Raw genomic sequence first — 12,538 nt, forward strand, 5'->3', positions numbered from 1 at the left:
CATTTTCGCGGACGCAGCATGACCTCCGCCGGCCGCTTGCAGGGCGAAAAGTCAGGCGCGGGAATGAAAACCGGCGCTCGAGGAGCGCCGGCGGAAACCATCGGTCTGGAACGGCTGCGGCTCGCTATCAGGCTTAGCCGCACGGGGTTTAGCCATGCGCCCCGATCAGATTCACCACCTTGATATTGCGCGTATCCGGCACTTCGGCATAAGACAGTACCTTCAACTGCGGCAGGCTGCGGCGCAGGAAGCGCGCGAGCATCGGCCGCAACGCATGCTGCACCAGCAGCACAGGCGACAGCCCAAGGTTCTGCTGACGCGTCATCGCCTTCTGCGTTTCGTTCAGCAGCGTATGCGCGAGGCCCGGTTCGAGGCCCGGATTGGCGCCCGTGGAAAGCGCCTGCGACAACACCCGCTCCAGATTCGAATCGAGGCCCATCACCTGCATGTCGCCCACGCCCGGGAACCACTGCTGCGTAATCGCGCGGCCCAGCGCGAGGCGCACGGCGGCGGTGAGATCGTGCGCGTCGGTGACCTTCGGCGTGTGTTCGGACAGGGCTTCGAGAATCGTGCGCATGTCGCGGATCGGCACGCCTTCTTCCAGCAGGTTTTGCAGCACTTTTTGCAGCGTGGTGAGCGGCAGCGACTTCGGCACCAGATCGTCGACCAGCGACGGCGTGTCCTTCTGCATCCGCTCCAGCAGCGCCTGCACTTCGCGGCGGCCAAGCAGTTCGGACGCATGCGTGACCACTAGGTGATTCAGGTGCGTGGCCACCACCGTGCTCGAATCGACCACCGTGTAGCCGTACACCTGTGCCTGTTCGCGCAGATTCGTATCGATCCAGATGGCCGGCAGACCGAACGCCGGATCTTGCGTCGGCGTGCCCGGCAGCGCAGCGGACACCTGCCCCGGGTTGATCGCCAGCCATTGCCCCGGATACGCTTCGCCGACGCCCACCTCGACGCCCTTCAGCGCAATCCGGTAGCCGTTCGGCCGCAATTCGAGGTTGTCGCGGATATGGATCACCGGCGGCAGGAAGCCGATTTCCTGCGCGAACTTCTTGCGGATGCTCTTGATCCGTTTGAGCAGTTCGCCATCCGAGTTCTTGTCGACGAGCGGAATCAGCCGGTAGCCGACTTCTAGACCGAGCGTGTCGATCATCGTCACGTCGTCCCAGCTCGCTTCGGCATTCTCGACCGGCGCGAGCGTGGCCGGTGCGACGTCGACGAGTGTTGCGCTGTTCTTGCGGGCTTCGCTGCGCTTTTTCATCGTGCGGCCGAGCTGGATCAGGCCACCCCCGAGAATCAGAAACGCGAAGTGCGGCATGCCCGGAATCAGGCCCATCAACACCAGAATGCAGCCCGTGATCACCAGCACGCGCGGGTTCGTGAAGAGCTGGCCGGTCAGCTGCGTGCCGATATCCTCGTTGGTCGCGACGCGCGAGACAATCACACCGGCCGCCGTCGAAATCACGAGCGACGGGATCTGTGCGACGAGGCCGTCACCGATGGTCAGCAGCGTGTAGGTCTTGCCCGCGGACGCGAAGTCCATGCCGTGCTGCACCATCCCGACGATCAACCCGCCCAGGATGTTGATCACCATGATCAGCAAGCCGGCGACCGCGTCGCCGCGCACGAACTTGCTCGCACCGTCCATCGAACCGTAGAACTCGGCTTCCTGGGAGACTTCCAGGCGGCGCTTGCGAGCTTGATCTTCGTTGATGAGGCCGGCGTTCAGGTCGGCGTCGATCGCCATCTGCTTGCCGGGCATCGCATCGAGCGTGAAGCGCGCGGACACTTCCGCGATCCGCCCCGCGCCCTTGGTGATCACCATGAAGTTGATGACCATCAAAATGACAAACACGACGATACCGACCGCGAAGTTGCCGCCCACGAGGAAGTGGCCGAACGACTCGATCACCTGGCCCGCCGCATCCGGGCCGGTATGGCCTTCGAGCAGCACGATCCGCGTGGACGCCACGTTCAGCGACAGGCGCAGCAGGGTCGAGAACAGCAGCACGCTTGGGAAAGCGGCGAAGTCGAGCGGCTTCATCGTGTACATGCTGACGAGCAGCACCATCACGGAAAGCGCGATATTGAAGGTGAACAGCAGATCCAGCAGAAACGGCGGCAACGGCAGAATCATCATGCCGAGGATCATGCAGATCAGCACCGGCCCGGCGAGGGCGCGCAAATTGGTGCCGCTCAAGGCATCCGGCCGTCGGGACAGGAATCCGGCGCGAGCGTTCATGCGGAGGCTCCTGAAGCGTCGTTGTTATCTGGCTTATCGGCAGAATTAAGCACGTCGGCGGCTTCCTGCTCGGCTTCATCGTCCGGCACACCGCCCTTGTCGAGGTCCGCCGGCACGTCGAACTCGGTCGGGGCGACCGGCGCGACGCCGCCTTCGGTGTTGAAACGCCGCAACTGATACACCCATGCAAGCACCTCGGCGACCGCGCCATACAGCGGGCCGGGAATCTCACGGTTCAGTTCGACGTTGTGATACAGCGCACGCGCGAGCGGCGGCGCTTCCAGCAGCGGCACGTTGTTTTCGGCGGCGATTTCGCGAATCCGCGCGGCCACCAGGTTCACGCCCTTGGCGACCACCTTCGGCGCGCGCATCTCGCCGTCGGTGTACTGCAGCGCGACCGCGAAGTGCGTCGGGTTGGTCACCACCACGTCGGCCTTGGGCACCTGGGTCATCATGCGGCGGCGGGCAATGGCGCGCTGTTGCTGGCGAATCCGGCCTTTCACATGCGGATCGCCTTCGCTTTCGCGGTGTTCGCGCTTCACTTCTTCCTTCGTCATGCGCAATTTCTTGTGGAACTGCCAGAGTTGATACGGCACATCCAACGCAGCCACGACGAACATGCCCGCGACCGTCATGCCGCAGCACACCGCGATCAGATGCACGGTGTTGGCGAGCGCCAGGTGCAGCGGCTGGGTTGCCAGCGCGAGAATTTCTTCGCGGCGATTCCAGATCGCCGAGCCACCGATGACGCCTACCACCAGCGTCTTCGCGAGCGACAGGCCGAGCTGAACCGGTCCATTGATCGAGAATATCTTGCCGAGCCCTTCGATCGGATTGAGCCGGTTGAACTTGGGCTCGAGGCCTTTCGAAGACAACTGCCAGCCGCCCAGCGCCATCGGCGCGAGCAGGGCGGCGACGCCGGTGAAGGCCAGAACCGGCAGCAGCGCGTACAGGCCTTCGCGGCCCGCGGCGCCCGCGCCGATCAGCATGCGGCGGGTTTCGAACACGGTGGCGTGGTCGAACGTGAAGGACGAGCGCAGCATGCCCTGCAAATGCTCGCCGATGCTGTCGGACATGCCCCATACGCCGAAGAATCCCGCTGCCAGCAGCGCAAACGTCGACAGCTCCCGCGAACGCACGATCTGCCCTTCCTCGCGCGCCTTTTGCAGGCGCCGGGGAGTGGCTGATTCGGTTTTTTCGAGGTCGCTATCCTCTGCCACAAATGCTCTCCAGTCGGCCGAGGCACGACGCCTCTTTCCAGTGAGAGCGATTATTCCCGCTCGACGCAAGCGACGATCGGCGGATAAGGGCGGAGAAAGGGGGGTATTTCGAGGGATGGAGCGGCCGGCAAGCCCCGGCTACAGCCAACGGACACCCGCGTTGATGCGCGCGGGTGTCCGGCTGGTTCTTACGCGTGTGTCAGCGCCTCAGAAGCCGACGTAAGGCGCCTGACCGCCGGTCGCGAAGCCGTAGTACATGTAGCGGCCATAAAAGAACGGCAAACCGAGATCGAAGCTGCTGCTGCCGCCGATCTGCCCGGCCAGATCGTTGAACGCAAAGTTGCTGGTGTTGCCGAACAGCGTCGACGCACTCAGGATGCCGATGTTGGCGCTCGCTCTCGTGCTGCTCAGGCCGCCCAGCGTAATCGACCGGGTTTGCGCGGACGACGGGCAATAGAACCCGGCGAAATTACTGCCGCACTGCGCGAGCGAGCTGTCGGCGAAGAAGTACGCGTTCGACCCCGAATCGAAGAACGCCTGCACGGTCGTGCCGTTAAAGACGCTGTTGTTCATGTTGCCGAAGGTATCGGTGGTGAAGGTCTGCGTGGCCGCCAGCGCATTGTTCGACTGCGTGCCGATGCCGAACACCAGCGTGCCGGTGGCCGACGCTGCACCGGTGTTCGACACCGGCGGCATCTGCACGATCACGCCGTTGTTGTCTGCCGTGAAGTTGGCGACCGGATTGGCGACCTGCTGGGGCTGCGGCACCGTGGCGCGCGTACAGGACGTGCCGCCCGGGCACGCGAAGTAATTGCTGTAGGTGGGCGCCCTCGTCGGGTCCGCGCAGGTTGCGCCGCAATCGGTGAGCGCCGTGCCGATGCCGAGAATGCCGTTGGCGCCGAGAGCGGTGGCCGTGTTGTCCGCCGGGCCGCTGCCGCAGCCGCTGGGCACTGCGCCAGCCGCCGAATCACCAATGATCTGTATCGGGATGGCCGCGGTCGTTTCGCCGCCGATCTGTATGGTCGCGGTGCGCACCGTGCCCCATGTGAAGCCGTCGGCGAAGGTCGCGCACTCGGCGAGCTGCGCGCCGCCGGACAGAGTACTGACCGGCAACGCAGCAAGCAATGAAGTATTCAGCACCGAGCTGACCAGACGCAGCCCGAAGGAACCAGTATCGACCTGGATGTTGCTGATGACCTGACAATTGGATGTCGTACCCGGCGGACAGACGGTCACGCTAACTGTCGGAATATTGATGACGCCGTTTACACCCCGCCCGACGGTGATCGGCACGGTGTTCGCCGCGTTCGCGGCGATCGGTTGCTGGGTCGGGCTGGCCGGCAGCGAGCCGCCGTTCAGCGTGTTCGACGAATTGCTGCTGGAGCTGTCGCCGCCGCCACCGCCGCAGGCGGCCACCACCGACACCAACATCACCGCCACGACGGCCTGCACCCAGCCCCTGAACTTCCCGGCAATATGACTTTGCATGGTTCGCATCGTTCGTCCCCGCCCTTACTGGATGTCGGAACCGCTGACGCCGGCCGGCAGCGCCGGCGGCAACCAGGCCTGACCGTTGAACCCGCCCATGTGGCCGCCGGAGCGGACCACGAGGTTGCTCTGGTCGACCGCAACGGGGCCACGAGCGCCTCCGCGCGCCGCGCGCACGGCTTTTACGCCGGCGACGTACTGCGGGAAATAGCTGCCGAGCAGATCGTTGAGATCCGGCATTTGCGGACCACGCCACGCGATGCCGAAGACCGAACCGTCCGCGGCAAGGTATTCGCGCACGACCGTGCCGTTGCCGAGCGTCGTTTCACGCACGGTGTAGGACGCCGAAGCCGAGGTGGAAGAAGCAGCGCTCGATGCAGAACGCATCACGCTTTGAGCCGCCGTTGCCGAACTGGTGCCGGGTTGCACGGTGCGGGAAGAAACCGACGCATCCGTAGGGGGTGTCATCGGGGCGCCGCCCAATCCCGCATGAGCGGACTGCACGGCTGACAACGAACAAGGTAATGCAAGCGCCATAACGAACCCGGCGCGGCGTACGCGACTCCACATGACAAGGCTCCTCCCGAGCTGCTGCTGCTCGGCTCGCACCTCTTGCGAACCGGCCGCATGTATGCAGATCATACGGCACCGCTGCGGTCGCACTCCGGGGAGTTGCCTCACCGTGCCACCGTCCGGTGACTGTCTCTCACCGGAATGCCATGCCGCTGCTTGAGTCCGTAGTATGCCTGTGGTTTGTGTCGGCAGACAGCAGGCGCACGCCGGAGCGTGGCCCGCCACCCATAACCGGTCCGGCGGTCCTGCCTCGCGCCCTTGCGGGCGGCCGGCAGGTCAGAAGCCGAGGCTCGCCAGCAGATCGTCGACCTGCGACTGATCCTGCACCACGTCCGTCTTGCCTTCCGGATTGATCTGCGGACCGTTCAGCAGATGCTCGGGGCTGCCGGTGGACGACGGCTCGGCCGCCAGTGCCGCCGCATTCGCCGCGAACTGCTCGCGGCGCTCGAGCGCGATGTTCTCGACCAGCACGCCGAGCAGTTGCTGCTCGATCAGGTACACGACATCCGTGATCTTCTTGATGACCTGCCCGGTCAGATCCTGGAAGTCCTGCGCCAGCATGATCTCCATCAACTGTGAGTTGGTCGCGGTGGTCGCCTCGGGCACGCCGCGCAGAAAGGTGCGCGTGTCGTTCATCAGCGCGCGCACTTCCTCGCGCTCGATCGGCGCCGCGTACCACTGCTCCCAGCGCGCGTCGAGTTCGCCAGCATCTTTCTGCAGTTGCTCCTGGATCGGCTTGGCGATATCGATCGATGACAGCACGCGCTCGGCGGCCTGCTCGGTCATGTTCGCGATGTACTTGAGACGGTCGCGAGCATCGGGCACGGCTTCCGCAGCGCGCTCGACATGCTTGTCGATCCCGAGTTCACGCATCGAGTCACGCAGCGTGCGCGTCAGTTGTCCGATACGGGCGAGGATGCGGTCAGACGCGAGGTCGCCGCTCTCGGTCGCCGCTTCGGCTCCGTGCGCGTTGGTCGGCAGAGTCACATCAGCTCCCGGCTTTCGCCATCTTCTCGAGAATCTTGTTGAGCTTCTCGTCGAGCGTCGCGGCCGTGAACGGCTTGACGACATAACCGCTCGCGCCGGCCTGAGCCGCCGCGATGATGTTTTCCTTCTTCGACTCGGCCGTCACCATCAGCACCGGCAGATGCGTCAGGTGGGCGTCGGCGCGGATTTCCTTGAGCATGGCCAGACCGTCCAGGTTCGGCATGTTCCAGTCGGAGATCACGAAGTCATACGCCCCGCTGCGCAAACGCGCGAGGCCGGCCTGCCCGTCTTCCGCCTCGTCGACGTTCGAGTAGCCGAGCTCTTTGAGCAGGTTGCGAACAATCCGGCGCATCGTCGGAAAGTCGTCAACCACCAGAATCTTCATTCCCTTATCCATTTCATTCCCTTTGCTTGATCCATGATGCGGCGCATGACCGCCAGTTCATTCCGATTCGCGTCGACCGGAGTTACGTGTTCCGGTCCCATGCCTGGCGCTCGCCGTCAGGCCCGCGCATCATACCCGCTGCACGCGGTCGCCCATTGACGACAGACGCGCCATCACGCGTCGGCTCATTTCCGGCAGCGATGCAATTTCGTCCGCGGCGCCGAGCGCAATGGCTTCGCGCGGCATGCCGAATACGATACAGCTCGCCTCGTCCTGTGCAAGGGTATACGCCCCTGCTTTTTTCATGTCCAGTAGTCCGGCGGCGCCATCGCGCCCCATTCCGGTCAGGATCACGCCTACCGCATTCTTGCCCGCGTGCTGTGCAGCCGAACGGAACAGCACGTCCACCGACGGACGGTGCCGGTTCACCGGCGGCTCGTCCGACAGATGCGCAATATAGTTCGCGCCGCTGCGGGCCAGCAACAGGTGAGCGTGGCCGGGCGCGATATACGCATGTCCCGGCAGCACGCGTTCGCCGTGCTCTGCCTCTTTAACGGTAATCCGGCACAAACCATTAAGGCGTTGCGCAAAAGATTTTGTGAAACCCGGCGGCATATGCTGCGCGATCAGCACGGCAGGCGCATCCGGCGGCAGCGGAACCAGCACTTCGCGGATCGCTTCGGTGCCGCCCGTCGACGCGCCGACAATAATCAGCTTCTCGGTACTGAGCAGCGGATTGTTGAAGAGCGGCGCGGCGGCAGCGGGCGCATGCGCCGCATGCGCGGCCGCGTGCTGCACCGGCGCGGCCTGGCGCACCCGTGCACGGGCCGCGGCGCGAATCTTGTCGGCGAGCTTTTCCGAGTAGTCGAGCATGCCGTCGCGAATGCCAACCTTCGGCTTGGTGACGAAGTCGACCGCCCCCAGTTCCAGCGCGCGCAGCGTGATTTCATTGCCACGCTCGGTCAGCGACGACACCATCACGACCGGCATCGGCCGCAGGCGCATCAGCTTCTCGAGGAAGTCCAGACCGTCCATGCGCGGCATTTCGACGTCGAGTGTCAGCACGTCCGGATTGTGCTGCTTGATGAGATCGCGCGCGACCAGCGGGTCGGGCGCGGTCGCCACGACGGTCATGTCCGGCTGGCCGTTGATGATTTCCGTCATCAGGCTGCGGATCAGCGCCGAATCGTCGACGCACAGTACTTTGATCTTTTGCACAGCGCTCACGCCTCCTCTGTAGTTCTGGCGTTGTTTGAGTTAATCGGGCGCGGGCTTGCGCCGAACAGTTCGATGCGCGGCTTCGTAGCACCTGCGCCCGCACCGCCGCCCGCCGCGCCGAACAGTTCGACCTTGGGCCGCGTGGCGGCCGGCGTCGAGAACAACTCGACCCGTTTGCGTGCCGCCGCGAGCCGCTCGGTACGCGCTTCGGCACTTTGCCGCATCAGCGCCTGTTCGCGCTCGGCCACGCCCGCTTCCTGCTGCAGGCGCAACTTCTTCACCATCACCTGGCCAGTGCGCGGCATGAAAGCGACCTTGCGCGGATGATTGCCCTGCAAATCCTCAGCGACGATGCGGATCTTTTCGAGCGCCAGATAGCGGCGCACGAATTCCGAATTGCGATCGCCGATGTTCATCGTCGTCATGCCGGCCAGCACCGCGCCGCCGCCGAACACCTTGGCTTCGAATCGCTCGCGCCGGCCACCGGCCTTGATCAGCTCGTTGATCAGCACTTCCATGGCGTACGCGCCATAGCGCATCGAATCCGACGCGGGCTGGCCGGCGTCGGCGCCGTCGTCGGGCAGCATGAAGTGATTCATGCCGCCAATGCCGGCCGTGCGGTCCTGAATGCAGGCCGCGACACACGAACCGAGCACGGTGACGAGCACCATATCTTCGCTCGTCGTGTAAAACTCGTTCGGCAACAGCTTCACGCCGGGGCGCTGGAAGTGGTTGTCGAAGTACAGATTGGAGGCGATCGGCAGGCTGCTGCTCATGCGGCCACCCCGCTCGCCGTTGCACTGCCGGCATGGCTCGTGGCGCGTGCCGGCGTGCGTGCGGCGCCTGTGTCGCGCGTCAGTTCATAGACGGTCTGACCGCGCAGCTTGAACGCCTGCGTCACATAGGTGAAGTTTTCCGAGTGGCCGGCGAACAGCAAACCACCCGATTTCATCAGCGGCTCGAAGCGCCCGAGCACCTGCGCCTGCGTCGGCTTGTCGAAATAGATCATCACGTTGCGGCAGAAGATCGCGTCGAACTGCGAGCGCAACTGGTAATCGCGGTCGGTCAGATTCAGTTGTTCGAAGCGCACCATCGCGCGCACTTCCGGGCGCACCTTGACCATGCCGGCGTGCGCGCCGGTGCCTTTCAGGAAGAAGCGCTTGAGCCGCTCGGGCGACAGGTGCTTCACCTGGTCGAACTGATACATGCCGGCTTCGGCTTTCGCCAGCACTTGCGTGTCGATGTCGGTGGCGAGCACGCTGGCCTGACGTGCGCCGCTGTCGCCGAGCGCTTCGATCAGCGTCATCGCGATCGAATACGGTTCCTCACCGGTCGAGGCCGCCGAGCACCAGACCGACACCGGCTGCGCGCGACGCGGCACGAACTCGGCCAGGATCGGAAAGTGATGGGCTTCGCGGAAGAACGCGGTCAGGTTGGTGGTCAGCGCATTGGTGAACGCTTCCCACTCTGCCGGATCGTTTTCCGCTTCGAGCAGATCGAGGTACTGTTTGAAGCTCTCGAGGCCACGGGCACGCAGCCGGCGCGCCAGACGGCTGTACGCCATATCGCGCTTGTGATCCGACAACGAAATGCCCGCGCTGCGATGAATCAGATCGCGAATGCGAGCGAAATCCGCCGACGTGAATTCGAAATCCCGTCCTTGCTCGCCGGATCTAGCCGGTTGCGAAGATTGCTGTGCGCGCGTTGCCATTATGAAAGTTCCTGCCTGCAATACGAGCCATCCCGCTTTTCGCCAACTGCATTGCTTCTGGCGAAAGGGGTTGTGTTCGCGGGGTCGCGCCCGCCCGCGAGTTCTGCCAACACGCGGTCGGCCCGCGACACGCCTCTTAAGCGTGCTTCGATGATTCGCCCCTCACGGAGCGAGATGCCGAATGACCGCATGTCTTTGTGCCACTTCCTAGAACGTTTGCCAGTCCGCGTCCGATCCTGCCGACGCGGCGCCTGCTGCGGCCGGACGCGCTGCGGAGTCGGATGCGGCGCGGGCCGTCTTCGGTTTGAGAGCCGGTTCCACACGCGCGGTGTCGGCACCCTGGGTGGCCGAAGCCGGTGTTGCATGCGCTGCCGAGCTTGCCGCACCGGCCGCCTTGCCTGCTGCCGGATGCGCTGCGGCGTGTGCGGTCGCTTGCGGCGCGGCTTTTGCGGGCTGCACGCGCTGGCTGCCGCTCTTGCCGCCGTTCGAACGTGCCGCCGCTTGCGGACGCGCTGCAGTGGCGACGCTGCGCGTCTGGCCGCCGGCTACTTTCCAGCCGCTCACCACCGCTTGCAACTGACGCGTCTGGTCTTCGAGCGACGCCGCCGCAGCCGCGGCCTGTTCGACCAGCGCGGCGTTCTGCTGCGTCACTTCGTCCATCTGCACGACTGCGCGATTCACCTGTTCGATGCCGCCCGACTGCTCTTCGGAAGCCGCGCTGATTTCGCCCATGATGTCGGTCACGCGGCGCACCGCCTGCACGATCTCGTCCATCGTGGTGCCCGCGCGGCCCACCAGGGCTGAGCCGCTTTGCACCTTGTCGACAGAGTCGCCGATCAGTTCCTTGATTTCCTTCGCGGCGCTGGCGCTGCGCTGCGCGAGGCTGCGCACTTCGCCCGCGACCACCGCGAAACCGCGGCCCTGCTCGCCGGCCCGCGCGGCTTCGACCGCCGCGTTCAGCGCGAGAATGTTGGTCTGGAAGGCAATGCCTTCGATCACGCCGATGATGTCGACGACCTTGTTCGAACTGGTCGCGATGTCCTGCATGGTCGTGACGACCTGGCTCACCACGTCGCCGCCGCGCGTCGCGATATCCGACGCATTGACAGCCAACTGGCTCGCCTGGCGCGCGTTCTCGGCGTTCTGGCGCACGGTGCCGGTCAGTTGCTCCATGCTCGAAGCGGTTTCCTGAAGCGACGCGGCCTGCTGCTCGGTGCGTTGCGACAGATCGGTGTTGCCCATCGCGATTTCACGCGCGCCGGTGTCGATCGATTCGGTGCTGCTGTGAACCGCCGTCACCATCGTCGCCATGCTTTCCTGCATGCGCTTGATGCCGGCGAACAGGCGGCCGATTTCGTTACGGCTGAACACGTTGATCTGCTCGGACAGATCGCCCGAGGCGATCCGTTCGAAGCACGCCGTCGCATCGTTCAGCGGCTGCACGATCAGGCCGCGCAGCGCAAGGCGGATGCCCACCACCAGCAGCAGCGCGATCACGGTGACGCCGATGATCAGCGTGGTCATCAGCGAAATGTTCGATTGCGCGCTCGACTGCTGATCCACCGCATGCTGCTGCATCGCCTTGATCACATTGGACGCAACGTTGTCGTACGCAAGGAACATCGGGGGAATCTTGGTATCGGCGATCGCGTGATAGGCCGCTGGATCGTTCGCCCGCAGCGCGGCGAACTCCGGATCGACGCCGTCTCGCGTCAGAGTCGTGCGGCGCGCCGTCAGATCGTCGAGCAGCGTCTGGTCAACGCCGTTCTTCGGTGCGTTGAGAAACAGCTGCCAGTTTTCGCTTGACTTGGCGAGCAGCACTTGCGCACGATCAAGCGCCGTCTTCGCCTGCTCGGTGTCGCCAGCGGTGCTCAACGCGGTGACGCGGTCCAGCGTCACGCGCGAACGCAACAGGTACGCCGACGCATCGTCGAGCGCGTGAATGGCGACCAGATCGCCGCGCGCGATACGGTCGAGCGACTGGCTCGCGCTGTTCAGCGCGGTCAGACCAAGCGCGCCGACCACGACGGTCAGCGCAACCAGAATGATCCCCACCATCGTCAACGATGTGCGAATCGACCACCTGCTCAGCATCTTGATGCTCCCTGTTCGATCTGTCTTTCGTACTGGCGCGTAGTGATGCTTACGCGCTCAGCGTTTCGATCAGCGCCATTTCGCGGCTGGTCATCAACTTCTCGATGTCCATCAGAATCAGCATGCGGCCGTCGACGGTGCCCAGACCCGTCAGATACTCGGTCGTCAGCGTCGCGCCGAATTCCGGCGCCGGCATGATCTGGTCGGTGGCGAGCGTCAGCACGTCCGACACACCGTCCACCACCATCCCGACCACGCGATGCGCGACATTCAGGATGATCACGACGGTCTGGTGGTCGTACTCGACGCGGCCCAGATGAAACTTGATGCGCATGTCCACGATCGGCACGATGATGCCGCGCAGATTGATCACGCCTTTGATGAACTCAGGCGCATTGGCGATCCGCGTCACGTTGTCGTAGCCGCGGATTTCCTGCACCTTGAGAATGTCGATGCCGTACTCTTCGGCGCCGAGCGTGAAGACGAGGAATTCCTGACCGCCGGCGTCCGCCTGCTGCGAGTCGCGGCGGCCATTCGTACCGCTCGCGTTCGCGACGCTCGAATTGATGGATTGGACTTCTGCCACGTTAGCCCCCAAACGGTTGGGATGA

Annotated in this window: 11 protein-coding genes; all 11 read right to left on the minus strand. The window is 64.4% G+C overall.

Translation table 11 applies throughout. The features are described 5' to 3' along the window. Positions 1-148: 148 nt before the first annotated feature. The 11 genes from flhA to cheW all read right to left on the minus strand — a co-directional run bounded on the left by flhA (position 149) and on the right by cheW (position 12,513). Positions 149-2,251: a flagellar biosynthesis protein FlhA gene (gene flhA, locus FSO04_RS11800; RefSeq protein ID WP_154559859.1), complete on the minus strand. Its 2,103-nt coding sequence runs from the start codon at positions 2,249-2,251 to the stop codon at positions 149-151. Then, entirely contained in the window at positions 2,248-3,471 is a 1,224-nt protein-coding gene (flhB, locus tag FSO04_RS11805; RefSeq protein WP_168435650.1) for a flagellar biosynthesis protein FlhB, read from the minus strand. The genes flhA and flhB overlap by 4 nt, the downstream gene beginning before the upstream one ends. 207 nt (positions 3,472-3,678) lie before the next feature. Then, on the minus strand, positions 3,679-4,968 hold the full coding sequence (locus FSO04_RS11810; protein ID WP_154559860.1) for a DUF3443 domain-containing protein: 1,290 nt from the start codon (positions 4,966-4,968) through the stop codon (positions 3,679-3,681). A 15-nt stretch (positions 4,969-4,983) separates the two neighbouring features. Further along, positions 4,984-5,529, minus strand: coding sequence for a DUF2844 domain-containing protein (locus FSO04_RS11815; protein WP_154559861.1), 546 nt, complete (start codon positions 5,527-5,529; stop codon positions 4,984-4,986). A gap of 279 nt (positions 5,530-5,808) precedes the next feature. After that, positions 5,809-6,519, minus strand: a complete 711-nt coding sequence (gene cheZ, locus FSO04_RS11820; RefSeq protein WP_168435651.1) for a protein phosphatase CheZ — start codon at positions 6,517-6,519, stop codon at positions 5,809-5,811. Between the two features lies 1 nt (position 6,520). After that, a complete protein-coding gene (gene cheY, locus FSO04_RS11825; protein WP_093640812.1) occupies positions 6,521-6,916 on the minus strand; it encodes a chemotaxis response regulator CheY in 396 nt (131 codons plus the stop codon). A 117-nt stretch (positions 6,917-7,033) separates the two neighbouring features. Next, on the minus strand, positions 7,034-8,122 hold the full coding sequence (locus FSO04_RS11830; RefSeq protein WP_168435652.1) for a protein-glutamate methylesterase/protein-glutamine glutaminase: 1,089 nt from the start codon (positions 8,120-8,122) through the stop codon (positions 7,034-7,036). Between the two features lie 5 nt (positions 8,123-8,127). Continuing rightward, positions 8,128-8,898 (minus strand): chemoreceptor glutamine deamidase CheD, encoded by a 771-nt coding sequence (gene cheD / locus FSO04_RS11835; protein WP_154559862.1) that lies wholly within the window; start codon positions 8,896-8,898, stop codon positions 8,128-8,130. After that, entirely contained in the window at positions 8,895-9,836 is a 942-nt protein-coding gene (locus FSO04_RS11840; RefSeq protein ID WP_171927657.1) for a CheR family methyltransferase, read from the minus strand. The genes cheD and FSO04_RS11840 overlap by 4 nt, the downstream gene beginning before the upstream one ends. A 204-nt stretch (positions 9,837-10,040) precedes the next feature. Then, a complete protein-coding gene (locus tag FSO04_RS11845) occupies positions 10,041-11,927 on the minus strand; it encodes a methyl-accepting chemotaxis protein (RefSeq protein ID WP_154559864.1) in 1,887 nt (628 codons plus the stop codon). A gap of 49 nt (positions 11,928-11,976) precedes the next feature. After that, a complete protein-coding gene (gene cheW, locus FSO04_RS11850; protein WP_097390704.1) occupies positions 11,977-12,513 on the minus strand; it encodes a chemotaxis protein CheW in 537 nt (178 codons plus the stop codon). Positions 12,514-12,538: the final 25 nt, after the last annotated feature.

The organism is Paraburkholderia madseniana, from assembly GCF_009690905.1.
GTDB classification, from domain to species: domain Bacteria; phylum Pseudomonadota; class Gammaproteobacteria; order Burkholderiales; family Burkholderiaceae; genus Paraburkholderia; species Paraburkholderia madseniana.

Bases quoted from the DNA above. Each gene is read 5' to 3' on its own strand.
- flhA (WP_154559859.1), bottom strand. From the start codon at position 2,251: ATGAACGCTCGCGCCGGATTCCTGTCCCGACGGCCGGATGCCTTGAGC.
- FSO04_RS11810 (WP_154559860.1), bottom strand. From the start codon at position 4,968: ATGCGAACCATGCAAAGTCATATTGCCGGGAAGTTCAGGGGCTGGGTG.
- FSO04_RS11815 (WP_154559861.1), bottom strand. From the start codon at position 5,529: ATGTGGAGTCGCGTACGCCGCGCCGGGTTCGTTATGGCGCTTGCATTA.
- cheY (WP_093640812.1), bottom strand. From the start codon at position 6,916: ATGGATAAGGGAATGAAGATTCTGGTGGTTGACGACTTTCCGACGATG.
- cheD (WP_154559862.1), bottom strand. From the start codon at position 8,898: ATGAGCAGCAGCCTGCCGATCGCCTCCAATCTGTACTTCGACAACCAC.
- FSO04_RS11845 (WP_154559864.1), bottom strand. From the start codon at position 11,927: ATGCTGAGCAGGTGGTCGATTCGCACATCGTTGACGATGGTGGGGATC.